This window comes from Anaerococcus sp. HMSC075B03 (assembly GCF_001815585.1).
Taxonomy (GTDB): domain Bacteria; phylum Bacillota; class Clostridia; order Tissierellales; family Peptoniphilaceae; genus Anaerococcus; species Anaerococcus vaginalis.
The window spans coordinates 25,310-46,293 of the sequence record NZ_KV821203.1; the positions used below are offsets into that span (position 1 = coordinate 25,310).

At 28.2% G+C, this 20,984-nt stretch carries 23 protein-coding genes and 2 tRNA genes; 23 read left to right on the top strand and 2 right to left on the bottom strand.

Annotation, left to right across the window (positions count from 1 at the left end):
• The first annotated feature begins 12 nt into the window (after positions 1–12).
• The 15 genes from rsxC (at position 13) to HMPREF3045_RS07875 (ending at position 13,853) form a co-directional block, all read left to right on the top strand.
• On the top strand, positions 13–1,329 hold the full coding sequence (gene rsxC / locus HMPREF3045_RS07805) for an electron transport complex subunit RsxC (RefSeq protein ID WP_070738441.1): 1,317 nt from the start codon (positions 13–15) through the stop codon (positions 1,327–1,329).
• An 11-nt stretch (positions 1,330–1,340) separates the two neighbouring features.
• Positions 1,341–2,279, top strand: a complete 939-nt coding sequence (locus HMPREF3045_RS07810) for an RnfABCDGE type electron transport complex subunit D (RefSeq protein WP_070738443.1) — start codon at positions 1,341–1,343, stop codon at positions 2,277–2,279.
• Positions 2,272–2,811 carry an RnfABCDGE type electron transport complex subunit G gene (locus tag HMPREF3045_RS07815; RefSeq protein WP_070738445.1) on the top strand — a complete coding sequence of 180 codons (540 nt, stop codon included), beginning with the start codon at positions 2,272–2,274 and terminating at the stop codon, positions 2,809–2,811. The genes HMPREF3045_RS07810 and HMPREF3045_RS07815 overlap by 8 nt, the downstream gene beginning before the upstream one ends.
• An 11-nt stretch (positions 2,812–2,822) precedes the next feature.
• A complete protein-coding gene (gene rsxE, locus HMPREF3045_RS07820; RefSeq protein WP_004838525.1) occupies positions 2,823–3,488 on the top strand; it encodes an electron transport complex subunit RsxE in 666 nt (221 codons plus the stop codon).
• 8 nt (positions 3,489–3,496) lie between these two features.
• Positions 3,497–4,072, top strand: coding sequence for an electron transport complex subunit RsxA (gene rsxA / locus HMPREF3045_RS07825; protein WP_004838526.1), 576 nt, complete (start codon positions 3,497–3,499; stop codon positions 4,070–4,072).
• 12 nt (positions 4,073–4,084) lie between these two features.
• Positions 4,085–4,882: an RnfABCDGE type electron transport complex subunit B gene (locus tag HMPREF3045_RS07830; protein ID WP_019117995.1), complete on the top strand. Its 798-nt coding sequence runs from the start codon at positions 4,085–4,087 to the stop codon at positions 4,880–4,882.
• A 111-nt stretch (positions 4,883–4,993) separates the two neighbouring features.
• The gene (locus HMPREF3045_RS07835) at positions 4,994–5,383 is read left to right on the top strand and encodes a NusG domain II-containing protein (protein ID WP_070738447.1); all 390 of its coding nucleotides are present in this window, start codon (positions 4,994–4,996) and stop codon (positions 5,381–5,383) included.
• Positions 5,380–5,898, top strand: coding sequence for a Gx transporter family protein (locus HMPREF3045_RS07840; RefSeq protein ID WP_019117993.1), 519 nt, complete (start codon positions 5,380–5,382; stop codon positions 5,896–5,898). The genes HMPREF3045_RS07835 and HMPREF3045_RS07840 overlap by 4 nt, the downstream gene beginning before the upstream one ends.
• Positions 5,891–6,571, top strand: a complete 681-nt coding sequence (gene radC / locus HMPREF3045_RS07845; protein ID WP_070738449.1) for a RadC family protein — start codon at positions 5,891–5,893, stop codon at positions 6,569–6,571. The genes HMPREF3045_RS07840 and radC overlap by 8 nt, the downstream gene beginning before the upstream one ends.
• A gap of 9 nt (positions 6,572–6,580) precedes the next feature.
• On the top strand, positions 6,581–7,594 hold the full coding sequence (locus HMPREF3045_RS07850; protein WP_070738452.1) for a rod shape-determining protein: 1,014 nt from the start codon (positions 6,581–6,583) through the stop codon (positions 7,592–7,594).
• A gap of 2 nt (positions 7,595–7,596) precedes the next feature.
• Complete coding sequence (mreC, locus tag HMPREF3045_RS07855; RefSeq protein WP_070604926.1) at positions 7,597–8,427, top strand: rod shape-determining protein MreC; 831 nt, start codon at positions 7,597–7,599, stop codon at positions 8,425–8,427.
• Positions 8,428–8,436: 9 nt separating this feature from the next.
• Positions 8,437–8,928, top strand: coding sequence for a rod shape-determining protein MreD (mreD, locus tag HMPREF3045_RS07860; protein WP_019117991.1), 492 nt, complete (start codon positions 8,437–8,439; stop codon positions 8,926–8,928).
• Positions 8,929–8,939: 11 nt separating this feature from the next.
• The gene (locus tag HMPREF3045_RS07865) at positions 8,940–12,302 is read left to right on the top strand and encodes a penicillin-binding transpeptidase domain-containing protein (RefSeq protein ID WP_070738454.1); all 3,363 of its coding nucleotides are present in this window, start codon (positions 8,940–8,942) and stop codon (positions 12,300–12,302) included.
• A gap of 1 nt (position 12,303) precedes the next feature.
• Positions 12,304–12,930, top strand: a complete 627-nt coding sequence (locus HMPREF3045_RS07870; protein WP_070738456.1) for a hypothetical protein — start codon at positions 12,304–12,306, stop codon at positions 12,928–12,930.
• Positions 12,927–13,853, top strand: a complete 927-nt coding sequence (locus HMPREF3045_RS07875) for a ribonuclease E/G (protein WP_070738458.1) — start codon at positions 12,927–12,929, stop codon at positions 13,851–13,853. Before HMPREF3045_RS07870 ends, HMPREF3045_RS07875 begins: the two co-directional genes overlap by 4 nt.
• On the opposite strand, the gene HMPREF3045_RS07880 is transcribed toward HMPREF3045_RS07875, so the two are convergent.
• Together HMPREF3045_RS07880 and HMPREF3045_RS07885 are read right to left on the bottom strand one after the other, a co-directional pair.
• Positions 13,850–14,125: a GIY-YIG nuclease family protein gene (locus HMPREF3045_RS07880; protein WP_070607109.1), complete on the bottom strand. Its 276-nt coding sequence runs from the start codon at positions 14,123–14,125 to the stop codon at positions 13,850–13,852. The two genes, HMPREF3045_RS07875 and HMPREF3045_RS07880, sit on opposite strands and share 4 nt — an antisense overlap.
• Positions 14,122–14,718, bottom strand: a complete 597-nt coding sequence (locus HMPREF3045_RS07885; protein ID WP_070738460.1) for a regulatory protein RecX — start codon at positions 14,716–14,718, stop codon at positions 14,122–14,124. Before HMPREF3045_RS07885 ends, HMPREF3045_RS07880 begins: the two co-directional genes overlap by 4 nt.
• Before the next feature lie 327 nt (positions 14,719–15,045).
• Here HMPREF3045_RS07885 and HMPREF3045_RS07890 point away from each other — a divergent pair.
• From HMPREF3045_RS07890 to HMPREF3045_RS07925, 8 genes are all read left to right on the top strand, one after another.
• A tRNA-His gene (locus HMPREF3045_RS07890) sits at positions 15,046–15,122 on the top strand.
• A 3-nt stretch (positions 15,123–15,125) separates the two neighbouring features.
• Positions 15,126–15,211: transfer RNA gene (locus HMPREF3045_RS07895), tRNA-Leu, on the top strand.
• 118 nt (positions 15,212–15,329) lie between these two features.
• Positions 15,330–16,268, top strand: coding sequence for an ABC transporter ATP-binding protein (locus HMPREF3045_RS07900; protein ID WP_070738462.1), 939 nt, complete (start codon positions 15,330–15,332; stop codon positions 16,266–16,268).
• 1 nt (position 16,269) lies between these two features.
• The gene (locus tag HMPREF3045_RS07905; protein WP_070738464.1) at positions 16,270–17,355 is read left to right on the top strand and encodes an ABC transporter permease; all 1,086 of its coding nucleotides are present in this window, start codon (positions 16,270–16,272) and stop codon (positions 17,353–17,355) included.
• Positions 17,342–18,463, top strand: a complete 1,122-nt coding sequence (locus HMPREF3045_RS07910) for an ABC transporter permease (RefSeq protein WP_070738466.1) — start codon at positions 17,342–17,344, stop codon at positions 18,461–18,463. The genes HMPREF3045_RS07905 and HMPREF3045_RS07910 overlap by 14 nt, the downstream gene beginning before the upstream one ends.
• Before the next feature lie 152 nt (positions 18,464–18,615).
• Positions 18,616–19,338 carry a UMP kinase gene (gene pyrH, locus HMPREF3045_RS07915; protein ID WP_070607124.1) on the top strand — a complete coding sequence of 241 codons (723 nt, stop codon included), beginning with the start codon at positions 18,616–18,618 and terminating at the stop codon, positions 19,336–19,338.
• Entirely contained in the window at positions 19,328–19,885 is a 558-nt protein-coding gene (gene frr / locus HMPREF3045_RS07920; protein ID WP_004838543.1) for a ribosome recycling factor, read from the top strand. Before pyrH ends, frr begins: the two co-directional genes overlap by 11 nt.
• The gene (locus tag HMPREF3045_RS07925) at positions 19,886–20,983 is read left to right on the top strand and encodes a type II secretion system F family protein (protein ID WP_070607127.1); all 1,098 of its coding nucleotides are present in this window, start codon (positions 19,886–19,888) and stop codon (positions 20,981–20,983) included.
• Position 20,984 lies beyond the last annotated feature (1 nt).

Here is a 20,984-nt window from a genome sequence, read left to right on the forward strand (position 1 = left end):
AAAGGAGAGATTATGGCTCTAGAAAATTTAACATTTGCTAATGGAGTAAAAATTCCAGAGTATAAGGAATTAAGCGAAAAAAAAGACTTAATTGTTGCAAAAATTCCAAAAACTGTAACAATTCCACTTACTCAACACATTGGAGCTCCAAGTAAATGTTTAGTTAAGAAAAACGATGAAGTGAAAATTGGACAGCTTATCGGCGAAGCTGTAGGAAATTTTTCTTGTAATATTCACTCATCAGTTAATGGTAAAGTTTCAAGTGTAATCGATATCCAAACAGCATCTGGTAAAAACAGCAAAGCTGTTGTTATTGACACAGAAGGCTATGACCAAGAGATTAACTACGAAAGAAAAGATGTTACAAACTTAACTAAAGAAAAAATAGTTGAGGCGATGAAAGAAAATGGTCTTGTAGGTATGGGAGGAGCATCATTCCCAGCACATATTAAATATTCACCAAACAAACCAATTGATACTGTTATTATAAATGGTGCTGAGTGTGAACCTTACGTTACTTGCGATGATTTTATTTTAAAAACAAAACCTGAAGTAATAGTAGATGCTTTGGAATTACTTGTTAAAGCAGTAGATGCAAAAAAAGGAATTATTGCAATCGAAGATAACAAACCAGAAGCAATCGAAAAAGTTAAAAAGGCACTGGCAAATAAAAATTCATCAAAACTTGAAGTGGCAACCATGGTTACCAAATATCCACAAGGAGATGAAAAAAGAATTATTAATGCCGTATTACATAGAGAAGTTCCTTCAGGCGGTCTTCCAATGGATGTTGGAGTAATTGTTTCAAACGTTTCAAGTGCAAACGCAGTTTATGAAGCAGTTTATTACGGAAAACCACTAATAGAAAGATATATGACAGTTACAGGTCATGGAATAAAAAATCCTTCAAATTTCCTAGTAAGAATTGGAACAAGTTTTGAAGATATGATAGAAGAAGCTGGCGGACTTACAGAAGATGCTGGAAAAGTTATAAATGGTGGACCAATGATGGGAATTGCCCAACCAAATATAAATCAACCAGTAGAAAAAGCTAGTAACTGTATCTTAGTTTTAAACGAAGAAGAATCAAAAGCACCAATTACAAATCCTTGTATAAGATGTGCTAAGTGTGTAAATGTTTGTCCAGTTGGACTTATGCCATTATTAATTCACAAATTTTCATTAAAAGAAAAATTTGATAAGGCACAAGATCTTCACATACTTGATTGTATAGAATGTGGATCATGTTCATATATTTGTCCATCAAAAAGACCTTTGGTTGAAGCAATTAGGTTTGGAAAAAGACAAATTCGTCAAGCAGGAAAGTAGAGGAGAAATAAATGGAAGCAAAAAAATTATTAGTATCATCCTCTCCTCATATGAGAAGCGAGAGAACTGTTACTAAAGAAATGTTAGATGTAATAATTGCTCTTATTCCAACAGGACTTGCAGGAATATATTTCTTTGGAATGAAAGCACTTGTTTTAATGATTGCATCAGTAGCAAGTTGTGTTATTGCAGAATTTGTATCTAACAAAGTAATGAAAAGACAATCATCAATAAATGATTTATCAGCTATAGTTACAGGTTTACTTTTAGCCTACAATATCCCAGTTACAATGCCAGTTTGGCAAACGGTAATAGGCGCAGCTTTTGCTATAGTTATTTGTAAGCAATTTTTTGGTGGAATAGGACAAAATATTGTAAACCCAGCTTTGGGAGCAAGAGCATTTTTACTTGCATCTTGGTCAAAAAATATGTCAAATTATGTAGCACCAGGAAAAGTTTCAGCAGTATCAGCTGCAACAGTTTTATCAGGAGGAGAAAAACCAGCTTTATTAGATATGTTTATAGGAAATATGGGTGGATGTATTGGAGAAGTTTCAACTCTAGCCATATTAATTGGAGCAGCATATCTTATAATTAGAAAAGTTATTTCAATAAGAATACCTGCAGTATACATATTAACAACAGCAATTTTATTGATGGTATTTAATAAATCTGTTGATGGAATAATCGAACAATTATTATCAGGTGGTCTAATGCTTGGAGCATTTTTCATGGCAACAGACTATACAACAAGTCCTGTAACAAAAAAAGGAGAAATAATATTTGCTTTTGGTTGCGGACTTATCACTTCACTAATAAGAGTTTTTGGTGGATACCCAGAAGGTGTTTCATATTCAATTTTATTAATGAACTTATTAGTTCCTCTTATAGATAGTAAGACAATGCCTAAGGTATTTGGTGTAGCTAGTAAAGGGGCAAAAGATGAATAAAGCATTAAAATTAGGAATTAAATTATTAATAATTACAGCTGTATCAGCTTTAGTATTGGCCTTTACAAATTCAGTTACAGAACCAATTATAAAAAAAGCTGAACAAGAAAAATTAAATGAATCATTAAAAATTGCCTTTCCAGAAGGAAAAGACTTTGAAGAAGTTAAGGGAAAATTTCCTGAAGCTGTAAAAGGAGTTTATAAAGCTGATGGAGGCAAAGGATATGTGTTTGATGTAAATTCTAAAGGTGGATACGGTGGAGACATCGAATTTATCATTGGAGTTGATAGTGAAAATAAATTGACAGGTTTCAGTCCTTTAAAACATTCAGAATCTGCAGGATTTGGTCTTCAAATGGAAGAAGATTGGTTTAAAGAGGGAGTTAAAGGCGTAAGCGTTGACAAGAAAGTCGGTGCATCAGAAGCTGGATCTGAAAACGAAATTGTAGGAATTTCAGGAGCTACATATTCAACTAATACTATCCTTAATGGTATAAATACTGCTCGTGAAGTATTGAAAGATCTTAAGTAGGAGGTAAAGATATGGAAAGACAAACTGGAAAACCTATAGATGTTCAAAAAGAAAAAGAAAAAAGAAAGAAAAAATCTGTAAATTTGGGAAAAGTTTTTAAAGACGGAATATTTTCAAATAACCCAGTATTTGTACAAATGGTAGGAATGTGTTCTGTACTTGCTATTTCATCTTCACTTTCTAATGCGATTGGAATGGGAGCTGCAGTAATTTTTGTACTTACACTTTCAAACTTGGTAATTTCTGTTTTGAGAAATTTTATTCCAGATGAAGTAAGAATTCCAGCATTTATAGTTGTAATAGCAAGTTTCGTAACTATGGTTCAAATGATTATAAAAGCATACTTGCCAGCACTTGATCAATCACTTGGAATTTTTATTCCACTTATAGTTGTAAACTGTATAATTCTTGCAAGAGCTGAAGGATTTGCTTCACAACAAGGTCCTATAGCATCAATTGTTGATGGTATTGGTCAAGGTTTAGGTTATACAATAGCAATTTCTATTCTTGCAGCTATTAGAGAATTATTTGGAAATGGTACATTACTAGATAATAGAATAATTCCTGAAGATTATACAATTGGATTTTTAATTCAACCAGCATCTTCATTTATTATCCTAGGAATCATGTTTGCGGTAGCAGCAGCTATTTCAAACAAGAAGAAAAATAATAAGTAGGAGGAATTATGTCAGAATTATTTTCAATAATTATTGCATCAATATTTGTAAATAATTATGTTTTGGGACAATTTTTAGGAATTTGTCCAACACTTGGTGTAACAAGTAAAGTTGAAACTGCAAAAGGAATGGGAGCTGCAGTAATTTTCGTAGTAACCTTATCTTCAATTATTACTTGGGTTATCCAATATTATATATTAGATCCATTAAAAATTGGATATTTACAAACAGTTGTATTTATTTTAGTAATCGCCTCATTAGTGCAAACAGTAGAGATGATTATGAAAAAATCAATGCCAAATCTTTATGAGGCTCTTGGTGTTTATCTACCATTAATTACAACTAACTGTATAGTACTTGGTGTGGCTATTAAAAATATAAATGAAAGCTATAATTTATTAGAAACAACAATAAATGCAGCAGCAGCTGCAGTAGGTTTCTTAATTGCTTTAGTAATACTTGCTTCTATAAGAGAAAAAATCGAAGATAACGACTTGCCAGAAGCTTTCAAGGGTGGACCTATTACTTTGATTACTCTAGGTCTAATGTCAATTGCCTTTATGGGCTTTGCAGGATTAGCATAGAGGAGAAATGTGATGAATAATATATTAATTCCAACACTTGTATTAGCCATATTAGGATTTGTACTAGCTGGCTTATTAGGTGTTATTAGTAAAAAATTTGAGGTTGAAACAGACCCAATTGTTGAAAGAGTAAGAGATGCACTTCCTGGAGCAAACTGTGGAGCTTGCGGTTATCCAGGTTGTGATGGTTGTGCAAATGCAATTGCAAAGGGAGAAGCTCCTGTTTCTGCTTGTGTAATTGGTGGACAATCTGTAACAGATGCAGTTGCAAGTGCTATGGGCGTTGAGTCAGCTGGAGCTGGAGATAAACAAGTTGCAGTTGTAAAATGTAATGGAACTTGCGAAAATGCAAAAGATTTATACGAATATGCAGGTCTTGAAGATTGTAGAGCACAAATTGCTTTATTTGGTGGAAAAAAAGCTTGTAATTATGGTTGCCTTGGTTGTGGCTCATGTGTTAAAGCTTGTGAATTTGACGCTATACATATGGTGGATGGAGTAAGTGTTGTAGATAAGGAAAAATGCGTAGCTTGTGGAGCTTGCGTTAAAACTTGTCCTAAAAATATTATAGAGCTTGTTCCTTATTCACAAAAAGCAATTGTAAAATGTTCTTCACACGATAAAGGAAAAGATGTTAGAGGAAATTGTAAAGTTGGATGTATTGGTTGTTCAATTTGTGCAAGAACTTATCCAGAAGGATTTACAATGGATAATTTCTTATCAAAAGAAACAATATCTGATAATTTAGATCTAAATCTTTTAAAAGAAGCTGCAGAAAAATGTCCTGCAAAATGTATTGATGTTGAATAAATAATAAGATAATGATTTGACCATCGAAATAAATCGATGGTCTTTTTTTATTTGGATTTTTTAAATTGACATCAATCTATTTTAAATGATAAACTTTTATAAGAGGTAGATATGAAATTAAAAAAAAGAGATATTTTTGTTATTTTATTACTTTTATTATTAAGCTTGAGCATGGCTTTTTTTGTGCAAAAAATTAAGTCGGGAGAAGATGGAAATTATTTGAGAGTTGAGCTTAATGGGAAAGAATATGGTAAATATCCACTTAATAAAGATAAAAAATTTAAAATTAAAATTGACGATGATGAATTTAATATTGTTGAAATAAAAAATGGGCAAGTTAGTATGAAGGAAGCTAATTGTAGAGATTTGCTTTGTACTCACATGCCTAGTATAAAAAAAGTTGGAGAAACTATAGTTTGCCTTCCTCATAGATTAATTTTAGAAATTGTTTCTGAAAAAGAGGATAGTGGTGAGGAAGAAATTGATAAGGTGGTTGGATGAATAATAAAACTTTAAAAGTATATGTAAATTTATCGCTTTTTGTCGCTTTATCTCTTGCTATTTCTTTGATTGAATCTATGGTTCCAATGCCTGTTCCGATTCCTGGTGCTAGGCTTGGTTTTTCGAATATAATAATATTAGTTGCTATTTATATTTATGATTATAAAAAGGCTTTGGCTGTAAGTATATTGAAATCTTTTTTGTTGGTTTTGATTACTGGATCAGTAATGAGTTTTTTCTATTCTTTTGTTGGAGCTATTTTTTCTACAACTGCTATGTATTTTTCACTTAAAAAGGTAGATGATGATTTTTCACTCATTGGAGTTAGTGAAATTGGTGCTTTTTTCCATAATTTAGGTCAAATTATTGTTGCAATATTTTTTATGCAAAATATAAAGATGTTTTATTATTTTCCAGTTTTAGTTTTTATAGGAATTTTTACTGGATTTTTTGTTGGTTTGAGTTCTAATTTTATAATTGAGCATTTAAAGAAACTTGGTGTTATAAATGAATAAAAAAATCAAAGATTTGGACCTTAGTCAAAGACCAAGGGAAAAGTTGAAAAATGAGGGATATGCAAGTTTGAGTGATGAGGAGCTTTTAGCAATTCTTATCGAAACTGGCTCTAAGAAGAAAAATGCTATTGAACTTGCTAGAGAAATTTTAAATACTTTTTCTAGCGAGGAGCTTTTGTCTATAAGTATTGAGCAATTAAATGGAATTGACGGGATAAAACTTGCCAAGGCTAGTAAAATTATTGCTGCTATCCAGCTTGGTAAAAGACTTACTGAAAAAATAATTAATAAAGAAATCACAAGTATTAATTCTTGTGAGGATGTTTTTAATTTAATGAAAAATAAATTTATAGACACAAAAAAAGAACATTTCTATGCTATATTATTAGATACAAAAAATGTGATTATTAGCAAGGAGTTGATTTCTACTGGGGATCTTAACTCTTCTATTGTTAATCCTAGGGAATGTTTTATTTCGGCTGTAAAAAAGAGTGCAAATTCTGTGATTTTTGTACATAACCACCCAAGTGGAAATCCAAATCCTTCTTGTAATGATAAAGAGATTACTCAAAGATTGGTTAAAGCAGGAGAAATTTTGGATATAAAAGTATTAGATCATATTATTATTGGCAATAATAAATATTTTAGTTTTAGACAAGAAAATATTATATAGGAGAATAAAATGAATTTTAGAATTATGGCAGAAGACCTAGCAATTGATTTGGGTACTAGCTGTATTAAAGTTTTTAAGAAAAATGAAGGGGTTGTAATTTCTGAACCATCTGTTTTAGTTCTTGACCACCAAAATAAGGAAATAAAAGCTATTGGTCAACAAGCTAAGGAAATGATTGGAAAAACTCCTGATGAAATTATAGTACAAAGACCTATTGAAAAGGGTGTTATATCTGATTTTAATTTAACTGAGGCAATGTTAAATTATTTTTTCCAAAAAATAAATCCTGGGTTTTCGGTTGTTCAACCAAGGGTTGTTGTTTGCGTTCCTAGTGGTATTACTGACATTGAACAAAGAGCTGTCGAAGATGCTTCTTTGCATGCTGGAAGTAGGGATGTAATAATGGTTGATGAGTCATTGGCGGCTTGTTTTGGAGTTGGACTTACTCCAGAAGATCCAAGAGGTATTTTGACTTTAAATCTTGGGGCTGGAACAAGTGAGATTTGTGTAATAAGCCTTAATGGAATTGTTGCTAGCAAAACTTTAAAAATGGGCGGAGATGACATCGATAAAAATATTCAAAATTTTTTGAGAGAAAAGAAAAAAATCGAAGTAGGTATAAATACAGCAGAGCTTATTAAAAAGGAATTGCTATCACTTAGACTTAAAGATAAGGATATAGGAATGGAAGTTGAAGGTAGAGATGTAAAAGATGCTCAACCTAAAAGAATAAAAGTTACAAGTGAAGAAATAGCACCTTGCATAAGCGAATATGCTGATAGTCTAATAGAGATGATTTATTTAGTAATGGAAAAAACACCGCCAGAATTATCCAGTGATATTAAAAATGATGGATTTTTAATGACTGGAGGTATGGCAAATATTAGAGGTCTTCGTGAATATATTGAAAAAATAATAAATTTAAAGGCGAAAATATCTGACAAACCAGAATTGGATGCTATAAAAGGTGCAGGCTTAATTATGGAAAATCCAGATAGATTTTTAAAATATCAAAGTAGGTAAGTATGGCTTATAGAAGAAAGAAAAAAAACAATAAACATTTTTTTATAACAGTTATTTTGTTAGTATTGTTGATATTTACATCAAGCCTTACTGATGATTTGGTAGAGGCTGGTAATAATATAACAAATACCATATTTAAACCTGTAAACAAAGCTTCTTATTCAATAACTTCAGAAATAATTAAAGCTATAGAAGATACAATTGGTTCAAAGCAAACAAGAGCCGAAGTTGAAAAATTAAAGATAGAAAATCAAAATCTTTTAAAAGAAAATGCTAACTTAATGGAAGTTATTAATAGAAAAGATTTTTTGAAAGCTGAAAATGATGCTATAAAAAATAAAAAATATGAATACGTCAAAGCTCAAGTTATTAATTCTGATGTAAAAAGTATGCAAGAATCATTTTTTATAGATAAGGGTAAAAAAGATGGAATAAAAGTTAATGATGTAATTTTGCAAGCTATAGGAAATAGCGAATATTCATCTGCCGTTATAGGAAAAGTTGTAAAAGTAAATTCAACAACAAGTAAGGTCGAAACAATTAAAAATTCATCAAATGACGTTTCCTTCATTAATTCTAGAAGTGGAGATTATGGGGTTATTGATGATTATAAAAACAAAAAAATTAGTGGTTATATGCTAGAAGTTTCTAGTGATGTTAAAAATTCTGATACATTAATTACAAGTGGAATAGGTGGAGTTTATCCTAAGGGCCTATATTTGGGAGAAATTTCTAATGTAATTATGAGCAAGGATTCTCTAAGAAAAAATGTAACAATTGATTCTCCAGCAGATTTTACCCATTTGTATAGGGTTTTGGTTCTTAGAAAGTAAGGTGGATATATGAATAAATTTAAAACATTTTTAATAGCTTTTATTTCTTTTATCCTACAAGTTAGCGTCTTTTCTAAGGTGGATATATTTGGAGCAAATATCAATATTATAGTTGCATTTGTAATATGTTTATCCTTAACGCTTGGGTCTAAGAGTGCTTCTTATACGGGGCTTGTTATTGGTTTGTTGGAAGATCTTATGTTTTCAAAAATAATTGGTGTAAGAGCTTTATCATATTTTTTGATAGGTCATGTAGTTGGAGATGAAAAGTTTAGATTTAGTAGCGATAAAAAAACAGGTTTGATATTAACTTTTGTTTTTACTATATTAAACTTTTTATTTGTAAGTTTAATAACATATATTTTTAATGGGGATATAGTTGTTATTAAAAATTATTTATTTGTACCAATTTTGGTAGAAGCTTTATTGAATACTTTAATGTATTTAATCTATCATATAATAATAAAAAAACTAATGTATATTCCAACATATAGGATATAGGGGTGTAAGTTTTGAGAAAACAAAAAGAAAATAGAATAACTATTTTGCAAATAGTTTTTGGTCTAATGTTTCTTGCTATTTTTGTAAAATTATTTATCCTTATGATAAATCAAGGAGAACATTACAGAGACTTATCAGATAATAGAAAAGTTCAAGAAGTTGATGAAATTGCAAGTAGAGGAGATATTTTAGACAGAAATGGAAATGTTCTTGCTACAACAGTTCCATCTTTTGCTGTGCAATTATATAAAGATAAACTTACAAGCTTGGATGATGAAGATAGGATAAAGGCTGTAAATTCTTTGGTAAATATTTTGGAAGAAGCAGGTGTAAATTACCAAAATGATTTTGATATTAGACTAAATTCATTCCAATACAAAAGTGAGGATGATTATTTCAAAGAAGAAAAATCACCAGAAGATAAAATTGTTGATATAATAGTTGAAAAAAAATTAACAAGAGAAATAGTAGGATCTTTTAGCAACAAAGATGGGATAAAATATGAAACAATAAAAACTGCCCTTCTTGCCTTGAAAAAAAGAGGAATAGATATTCCTATATTAGTTAAGCAAAAAAATAATAAACTTAATTTAGTATATAAGGAAAATGCAAAAGAAAAATTAAAAGCATTAGGTCATAGCACAAAAGATGATCCTCTTGACGTTGTTGTTAGTGCAATTGGCGACGATAAGTCTGTTATAAAAAATATATTAGAAAATAACCAAGCAAGATTATTAACTTATAATATTTTGAAAGAAAAAAATTTAGAATCTAATGTGATTTTAAAAGATTATAGTTTGATAGCAGATGAAAAGCTCATACAAAAAAAAGCTAGTTTAAATGATGGCTATCCGGAAATAAAATTAGATACAAAAGCTAGTGATGATTTTTATGAAATTGTAAAAAAATCTTCAATTAAAGAATTTTTAAAATCAGCAAGCTTAAATGAAGAAGATGGTTCTTACCTAATTCCAGCAGATATTTTGATAGAAAAATTGGAAAACAAAGGTATATATGCAAACTTTACAACAGAAGTAAAAACCGAAACAAAAGATAAAAAAAACATATATTCTGTTGATATAAAATTTAAAAATTCTCAAGCTGGAGATCCTGCAGAAGAATTAGCAAATCTTGCTGACAAACATAAATTATTGAAGGGCGTAATCTTAGATAAAGATTTAAAATATTTGGCACAAAATGCTAATGCTATAAATAACGTATATCCATCAATCGATATTTCAGAAGATAAGCCTAGCAAATGGGATTATACTTTCAATGTTGCCAAAAAAGATTTCTTTGAATACTATGCAAGCAGAGATAAAAATGAAAGTCGAGATAAGGTTGTAAAAAAACTAAATAAAGCAAAAAGCGCAAAAGAAGTTCTTGATTATATAAAATCAGTATCAGATATAAAAAATGACAATGACTATGAAGCTTGTGGGATTTTGACAATCGATAGCATTATTAATAGGCAAGGCTCATTTGGTTTTAGACCAATTAATTTAGTTTATAATTTAGATGATTCGACTGTTCTAAGAATTGAAGAAAATATTGACAAATCAAAGGGGATTAGTGTGGCAACAATTCCTATAAGATCTTATCCAAATAGAAATTTGGCAAGCCACGTTTTAGGCTACATGGGACCAATTGCAACCGATGAAGAAGTGGAAAAATATGTAAAAAAAGATTCATATTTAAGAGATGAAATTGTCGGCAAAACTGGAATCGAAGAATCATATCAAGATACTCTCAGAGGAAAAAATGGAAAAAGTATTGTAACTGTAGACTCATCAGGAAATAGAATTGAAACATTATCAAAAACTCCATCAGAACCAGGAAATGACGTTTATCTTTCTATAGATGCTAATTTGCAAGCGCAAGCAGAAAAATCTCTGTCAAAAGTTCTAGAATCAATTAGAACAGGTAAAACCTATGAATCTGAATATGGGAATTTTAATACTAGCGAAATTGCTCCTTATTCAACAAATGGAGCAGTTGTTGTAAGTAATGTAAAAACTGGAGAAGTTCTTGCAATGGCTTCATATCCAAGTTATGATCCTAATTTATTTTCTACAGGAATTTCTTCTTCAGATTGGGATAGTTTACAAGTAGATGATGATTCATCCGTGCTAGCAGCAAGACCTATGTTAAATGTGGCAAGTCAGACTGCTGTTATGCCTGGATCTACTTTTAAATTAGTAACTTCTTTGGCGGCTTTGGAAAAAGGATTAAATCCACAAATGACAAATTATTGTAATGGTTTTATGGATATAGGAAGTAGGAGATTTTCTTGTTTAATTTGGTCAACAACTGGTGGCAACCATGGAGAAGAAAATTTATATGATGCAATTAGAGATTCATGTAACTATTACTTTTATTGTTTGGCTTTGGGAGAAAATCCATCTACTGGCAAAAGCCTTGGATTTAAACTTGAACTAAGTGATGTAAAAAAAGCTGCTAGTACTTTGGGATTAGATGAAACTTCTGGAATAGAAATAAATATTCCACAGGAATCAAGTGGAAATATACCATCTGTCGAAAAGAAATTAGAAGTTACAAAATCATTAATGAAGAAGTACCTTGATAAAAATATAAAAAAATATTTGAAAAAAAATGTTAAAAAAACAAAATCTGATATTGAAAATGATAAAAATGAACTTGTAAAATTAGCGGATAATCCAAATTCTATAAATAGAAAAAAATTAATAGAAATGATTGATAAAATGGGTTATGAACCATTAGAAATCAAAAAAGATGATAGGGCAGGCCTTGCTGATACTTTAAAATTTACTTATCTAAATCAAGCAAAATGGGATATTACAGATATGTTAAATATAGTTATAGGACAAGGTCAAAATTCATACACGCCACTACAAATGAATAGAGTTATCTCTACAATATCAAATGGTGGTTATTTAAATAAATACACATTAATAAAAGAAGTAACAAACCATAATTCGAAAGATATTTTATATCAAAATCAAGTAAAGCATAAGAAAATTTCTATTAAAGATGATAAATATTTGGAAGATATAAAATATGGTACCTTGTTAGTTGCTCAAAATAATGCTATTTTAAATAGAATGCCTCTTGAAGTTGGAGTAAAAACAGGAACAGCAGAAGTTGAAGGTAAAAATCCAGATGGAAGTGGTTACGACCCTTATGCATGGATGATTGGATTTGCTCCATACGATGATCCAGAAATTGCAATATCAATAATTTTAACTCAAGGAGGAACATCATATAATGTTTCACCAATTTTTAGAGACATAGTTTGCAAATATTTTGATATAAAAATAAATCCAGATAAGCAAAATCTTCTTAATGAAGTAAAAACCAAAGGTAATAATCAAGAAAATACACAAGGAGAATAAAATGGACATATATTTAATAAATTCAAAAAATCAAAATGAATTAAAATTTATAAAAGATTTTTCAAAAATTTTATCTAAGGATAAGTCTGTTTTGGTTCTCTCATTTGAAAGAAACAAGGATTGTAATGTCGAAGATTTATTTGATATGGGAGGGATGATCACATACGATATATGTGATTATTTCCTTGACCTTGTAGGTCTTGAAAAAATTATTAGAAAAACTTGTGATAATATAGATATTGCCATAGCTCCATTAATTAATTCAAAATATAAAATAAAAAAAGATGATATATCAAATCTTTTAGAAAAAATAAATTATTATGATGTTCTTATTGTAAATGGTTTAGATAAAGATTTAATAGATGATAAAAAGATAATTCAAATTATTGATGAATGTAGAATTAATGAAGACTTTGATTCTGACTATTTTTTTATTGAAAGTAATGACAAATATTTTGATATTAGGGAATATAGAGATGAAATTTTTGCTAAACCTTCAAAATTTTTAGGTTTAAAATCAAAAGATACATCCTATGAAAATATTATTTCAAATCTTTTGAATGAAAAAAATGAAAATATCGAAAAAATTGGATTTTTTGAAAAATTAAAGAAGAAATTAGCAAAATGAAATCATATATTTTTGTAGATTATAAAGAAAAAGCCTTTGGCAAAATTGTCGATAACAAGCTTTTTGAATTAAAATTTTATTCTCCATATTTGTTCAATATTTATAGGGCAAAAGTAGTAAATAAAATTGATTCTATTAATGCTTATTTTTTGTTGTATGATGATGGCAAAAAGGCTTTTTTAAAATCAAAAAAAAAATTTAAAATTGGAGATAGTGTAATTTGCCAGATTATTAAAGAAGAATTTGACGATAAATTAGCAACTATGAGTGCAAATTTTAGAATCGAAAATGAAGATTATTATTTGTATAGGTTCAAAAATAAGGGATTTCCAAAATTAAAAAAAGATAGAAAGAAAAATTTTGAAAATTATAATAAATTACTTGAACTAAAAAAAAGATTAATAGATGAGGAAAATTTTACGCCTTCTCCAAAACTATTGAAAACTTACAATGAATTTGATTTATATTGTGAAAAAAATAAAGATTTGGAACTTGTTGAACTAGATATAAAAAATAATAAAATAATTTCAGATTCAATAAAAAATATTAAGGAAAAAAAGATTTACAAAGACGATTTATCAATAATAATCAATGATCTTGAAACGCTTTGCTTTATTGATGTGAATTCATCAAAGAAAAAATCAACTATGGATAAAGATGATTTTTATTATAAGGTTAATGAAGATTTGGTAGATTTTATTTTTTATAATCTAAATCTTAGAAATATTGGCGGAATGGTCGTTATAGATTTTTTAAAATCTAGTAAAAATGACCAATTGATTGATAAAATAAACGAAAATATAAAAAAATATTTTGACACTTACGAAATATATGGCTTTACAAATATGGGGCTATTTGAATTGTCAATAAAAAGAAGAGGAGAAAGCCTCTATAAAAAATTAAAAGAAAAAGAGCTTATTTAATCGATAAGCTCTAATTTTTTTCTATCAAAATTATTCACAATATTTTCTTTGAATTTTTTGTTTAATCTTTTTATTCTATATTCAATTTTCATAGCCTTATTTTTGTCAGAAACTTCTTTATAAAAAACCAACTTGCAAGGTCTTCTTGCTCTTGTATATTTTGCGCCAATTCCCTTGTTGTGTTTTTCCAATCTATTTTGTAAATTATTTGTCCAACCAGTGTAAAGACTTCCATCAGAACATCTTAAAATATAAACAAAAGCATTTTTCATTTAAACAAATCACCCAACACATCACTTATAATATCATAAGAAAATCCCCTAGAAGCAAGAAATCTATATACCTTATTTTTATCATTTACACTTTCTTTTTTGTTAAGACCTGCATCATAAGCTTTTTTATACTCTTCATCATAGGAAATTTTATCCAAATAAGTATCAATTAAACTATCATCAATAAATTTTGCCTTTAATTTATATCTAATTTTACCCTTGGACCAATTTTTTATCCTTGATTTATCATTTATATAAGATTTCACATAAGCTTTATCATCAATTAAATTATATTCAGTCAAAAAATCAATAACCCTAGAAATCGAATCATTATTGAATTTTTTTTCCTTCAATTTTTTTTTCAAATCGAAAGAAGTCTTTGCCCCATAAGATAATTGTTTTAAAGCTTCATTTTTACATCTATTAAAGTCATTTTCTCTTAGAATTTCCTTATACAAATCAAAATCAATAACCGCTCCAAGAGATAAAGCTAAATCATTAAAAAAATCATAAGAAATATAAAAAAATTCATTTGAAATGGTAATTTTTACCAAATTATATTTATCAGAATATTCAATATTTTCAACAATCATAATGATTCAACAGCATTCATAATAATAGGAATAACCATAGACAAAACAATTACAACAGCAAAAATTTTTAAAATCATTTTGCTATTAGATTTTTTCTTCATAAAATCACCTCTAAATCTATCTTTCTTAACAGTATTTTACTATAAGAGATATTTTTTGTAAAACTTAAAAATAAAAATAAATTTGCATTAATTTTTTATTAGTGGTATTATATATAAGTCGAAAGAGAAAGGCCCTTGTAAAATGTAAAAATATTTTGAATATTTTACAGTTTGCTTGACAAGTGATTTGATTGGATGTATACTTGTATAGTAAGTTATTTATTTGGTGGGTATGGTCCAGTTGGTTAAGACACCTGGTTGTGGCCCAGGAGATCGAGAGTTCAAATCTCTCTACTCACCCCATATGCGGGATTGGCGGAATTGGCAGACGCGCTAGACTTAGGATCTAGTGAGATTTTCTCGTGAAGGTTCAACTCCTTTATCCCGCACCAAGAAATGCAAGACGTTAGCAATAACGTCTTTTTTTGTGCTTATTTTTACAAAATTTTTACATTTTTATAATATTTTTACTCATTCTTATATGCTAAAATAAATAAAAGGAGAAAAATTATGGTTAATAAAGTTATTGAAGTTAGGTCTTTGCTTAAAAAATATAAAGATTTTATTGCTGTTGATAATTTGGATTTGGATTTATATGAAGGAGAAATTTTGGGGCTTTTGGGACCTAATGGTTCTGGAAAATCTACTAGCATTTCTTGCATTCTTTCTCTACTAAAAAATGATGGAGGCTCTATTAAAATTTTTGGCGAAGAAATGACTGCTGATTCATTTAATATCAAGAAAAAGATTGGTGTAGTTTTTCAAGATGTTGGTGTTTATGATGAGCTTAATGTTTATGAAAATATAGATTATTTTTGTGGCTTATATATAAAAAATAAGAATAAAAGAAAAATTCTTGTTAAAAAAACTATTGATCTTGTAGGTCTTGGTGATTTTGTTAAATTTAAACCTAAGCAATTATCTGGTGGACTTCTAAGAAGGTTAAATATTGCTTGTGGAATAACCCACAAACCTGACTTAATTATTTTTGATGAGCCTACAGTTGCAGTTGACCCTCAATCTAGAAACAATATTTTGGAAGGTATAAAAAAATTAAATAAAGAAGGAGCAAGCATTATCTACACCTCTCATTATATGGATGAAGTTGAAAGTCTTTGTGATTACATAGTTATTTTAGATAAGGGAAAAATAATAGCAAAAGGCGATGCTGAAAGCTTAAAGGATACTATAAATTTAAAGGAAAAAATTTCTTTTGAATCTGATGATTTATCAGATGACTTGATTGAAAAAATAAAAGATATGGATTTTTTGATAGATTTTTCAATAAATGGAAGAAATTGTAAATTAAGTTTTTCTAAAGATTCAAATATTTTAAATCTTGTTGATATATTAAATTCATGCAATACAAAATATGACCATTTAAGTTCAAGTAGACCTAGTTTAAATGATGTATTTCTAGAATTAACTGGAAAAGAATTGAGGGATTAGTATGTTCTTACATAGTTTTAAAAATACTTTTAAAATTTTAATTAGGGATAAGACTCTTATTTTTTGGTCTTTAATATTTCCTCTTATATTAGGATTTTTCTTTTATATAGGTCTTGGAAATATCGAAAATTCTATGAAATTTGAGCCTATAAATGTTAGTGTAAAAGATGGTTTAAGAGATGATAAATATTTTGATGATTTCTTAGATAAACTAGAGAAAGAAAAAATATTTAAGCTATATGATAAAAAAAATATGGATGATGAAAAAATAATTGCTTATATAAAAGATTATGATAAAGTTGAGTTTAAAAAATCAGGTCTATATGAATCAATTGTTGAAAGTATTATGAATGCTTATCTTAGAAAAGGGATGATGGTTGAGAAAATTATAAGAAAAAATCCTACTTTTAACCCTAATGTTTTGACCGAAAATGTAGATCACATAAAAAATATTTCAAAGAAAAATATTAACATCATCAATACGTTTTTCTATACACTTATAGCAATGCAGGCTTTATATGGATTTAGTTTTGGACTTTTGATTATTTACAACTATGAAGCAAACTTAACAACTCTTGCAAAAAGAAATGCAATAGCTCCAATAAAAAAATCTGTAAGTCTTTCAGCTTCAATTCTTTCGGGTTTTATAATAAACTTTTCTATAGTTTTATTTACAATTTTATTTTTTAATAAAATTTATAAAATCGATTTTTCTAATAAGTTAGGTCTTTTAATATTTCTTATAGGCCTTGCAAGTTTATTTGGAGTCTTGTTTGGGTGTTTAATCGGCTTATCCAATAAGGCTAGTATAGAAATAAAAAGTGGAATAGGAATAGCTGTAAGCATGCTTTTTTCATACCTAGCTGGAATGATGAATTCTGATGTAAAAATATTAATCCAAGAAAATTATCCTATAATTAATAAGCTAAATCCAGCAAGCTTAATTAATGATGGAATCTATAGTATTTACTATTATGATAATTTGGATAGGTATCGGACAAATATAGGATATTTATTATTTTTAACTTTGATTTTTGGATTGATTTCTTATCTATTAACAAGGGGTAGGCAATATGATAGTATTTAAAAATTATTTTAAAATAATTAGAGGTCATTTAAAGGCGATAGCCTTATATACAATAATTTTTATGTCCTTACTTATATTTTCAAATTCTAGCAATAACAATACAAATGTTTATAAAAAAGAAAAGGCAAAAATTTATATAGAAGATTTATGTGAAAGTGATTTATCAAAATCTTTTATTGATTATATGGAAGAAGAAAATAAAATTGTTGACCTTAAAGGAAAAAATATTGATGATAATTTATTTTATGGAATTGTGACAGCTTACATAAAAATTCCGAAAAATTTTGATAAAGAAAGAAAAGTTGAGATAAAAAAGAGTCAAAGTGCAAAATATTATCAATATGTAAAAGAATCAGTAAACTTATATTTAGATCAAATTTCGGTTTATGAAAAAGCGGGTTTAAATCTTAATGATGCAATCAAAAATACGAAGAAAGATTTTCAAAAGAAAGTGAAGATTTCTCTAAAAAAAGATAAGGGGCAAATTATACCAGAAAAAATTTTATTTTTCTTCAACTTTTTATCTTATGTATTTTTAAGTCAGATAATTTTGGTAGTTTCTTTGGTTAGCCTGACTTATAAAAATAAAAATATCAGTCAAAGAAATTTGATTTCTCCTTTAAGTAAAACAAAAAGAAATTTGCAAATACTTTTGGGTAATATTTGTTTTGCTATTTTTTCTTGGATTCTTTATATCATTGCATTTTTTGTTTTAAATGGGAAAGAAGATTTATCCAACAGAATAATATATATGATGATAAATTCATTGATTTTTGCCTTATCTACAGTTAGTCTTGCGCTTTTTATTTCGAAATTAATAAGTAATAGCAATATTATGATGGCTGTAATGAATATATTTGCTCTAGGCTCATCATTTTTAACAGGGGTTTTTGTACCTCAAGAGATTTTAAGTAAAAACGCCCTTTTATTAGCTAGAGTTTTTCCAAGCTTTTATTATGTAGCAAACAATAATATGATAGCAAATGATTTTTCAAAAGAAATATTTTTAAATAATATTTATATTATTATAGGATTTGGAATGATTTTTGCTTTGATAAGTTTAGTATTAGATAAATTTTCGTCATTTAATAAAAATCCTATAAAATAATAAAAATATAAAATTTTCCATTTTTGATATAGATAGAATTTTTTGAATATGGGTATCTATATTTATAGTAAACTATTTAATAAATTTTTATTAGCTATAACTTTATCAATATAAAAAAATAGTATATAATTTTACTAATAGGAGGAAAAGTTTTGCGAGATATAAAAAGAGTAGTTTTAAAATTAAGTGGAGAAGCACTTGCAAAAGATAAGGGATTTGGTTTTGATGATGACACCATTGATCTTATTTGCGAAAATATAAAAAAAGCTAGAGATAAGGGACTTGAAATTGCCATAGTTGTTGGCGGTGGAAATTTCTGGAGAGGTAGAAGCGGTCAACATATTGAACGTGCAACAAGTGATACGATTGGTATGCTTGGAACTGTTATGAATGGTCTTAGAGTTCAAGATACTCTTGAAAAAATGGGACTTGAAACAAGACTAATGACTGCAATAAATATGCAAGAAGTTGCTGAGCCTTACATAAGAAGAAGGGCTGTAAGACACCTTGAAAAGGGAAGAATTGTAATTTTTGCAGCAGGCACTGGTCTACCATATTTCTCAACTGACACAACAGCATCTCTTAGGGCTTTGGAAATTAATGCTGATATGATTTTATTAGGCAAAAAAGGAACTGATGGAATTTATGACAAAGATCCTAATAAATTTGATGATGCAGTTAAGTATGAAAAATTAACCTATAGTGAAATTTTACAAAAAAGATTAAAGATTATGGATTCTACAGCAACAAGTTTGTGTATGGATAATGATATGCCAATCCTTGCTTTTGGAATTGATAATCCAGAAAATTTAGTTAAAATAGTTGAAGGAAAAGAAATTGGTACAATTGTAAAGGAGAATTTTGATGTACGATAAGATTATTAAAGATACCGAAGCTTCGATGAAAAAAGCTTGTGAATCATTCGAAATTAGAATATCAAAAATTAGAGCAGGTAGGGCTAATGATTCTATATTGGATGGAATTACATTTTCATATTATGGAACTCAAACACCAATTAACCAAGCTGCAACCATATCTACACCAGAGCCAAGACTTTTAGTTATTAAACCTTGGGATAAATCTAATATTAAAGAAATTGAAAAGGCTATTAATAAATCTGATTTAGGAATAAATCCACAAAATGATGGAGAAGTAATTAGACTTCCATTCCCAGCTTTGACTGAAGAAAGAAGAAAAGAACTTACAAAACAAGTTTCTGAATATTCTGAAGATAGCAAAATTCAAATTAGAAATATAAGAAGAGATTCAATGGATATAGCAAAAAAAGCTGAAAAATCTGCAGACTTAACAGAAGATGATTTATTTTCAATAGAAGAAGATATACAAAAAATTACAAAAAAATATATCGATAAAGTTGAAAAAACTGTTGAAAGCAAAAATAAAGAATTACTTGAAGTTTAATTGAATAAAATAAAATTTGATAAGCTGAAGGCTTTTTTAAACAAGGATATAGGAAAAGCTAGGATAAATTCCAATATTTTATCCTTATTTTTAAAGCAATTAAGTTTACTTATTGACTCATCGGTATCCTTATACGATAGTTTAATGATAATAATTGACCAAAGACTTGACAAGAAATTGAACAAGGCTTTGGTCAATGTATCATTAGCCCTAAAAAAGGGAGACGAAGCCTATGTGGCTTTTAAAAAAGAAGAAAAAGCCTTTGGACCAATTGTTACAGCTTTTGTAAAAAGTGGAGATGCAAGTGGAAATCTTTCAAAGATTCTTGATGAGTTATCTACATATATGACCGAAGAAAGTAAAAACAAAAATCAAATAAGTGAAGCTTTGATTTATCCTATAATTTTATTAATTGTTACTATAGGAGTTGTTATAACGATTTTAACAAAAGTTATGCCTACTTTTATAGAAGTTTTTGAAGAAAATGAAATTAGCCTACCAATAGCTACAAAAATTCTTTTAAATATTTCAGATTTTTTTAATAAAAATGGCTTTTTTATTTTATTAATAATTTTTATTTTTGTTTTTACAATAATTTTACTAAGACGTAAAGATAAGTACAGATATAAAGTTGATGAAAGCTTTTTTAAAAGTATATTTTTTAAAAAATTTAGAATTTTAAACATAGAATACCAAATTTCTTCGCTTTTATATATCCTAAAAAAGGGCGATGTAGATATTATTGAAAGCATTGATATAATAAAAAATTCTTTCAAAAATCAATATTTAAAACAAATTCTAACAAATGTAGAGGAGAGCCTAAAACTAGGAAATAATTTATCAAGCTCTTTAGATAAGGAAAATGTTTTTACGAAATTATTTATAGCCATGATAAAGGTAGGCGAAGACAGTGGAGATATGACAAAATCTCTCAAAAAAGCCTCTAATTATTATGCTAATGAATATATTTATAGACTAAAAAGAATATCAAGATTAGCAGAACCTTTTTTGATACTTTTTATGGCTTTAGTAGTTGGATTTGTAGTTTTTTCTATTGCCATACCAATGTTTGATTCGGTTAATGCCATTAATTTTTAAG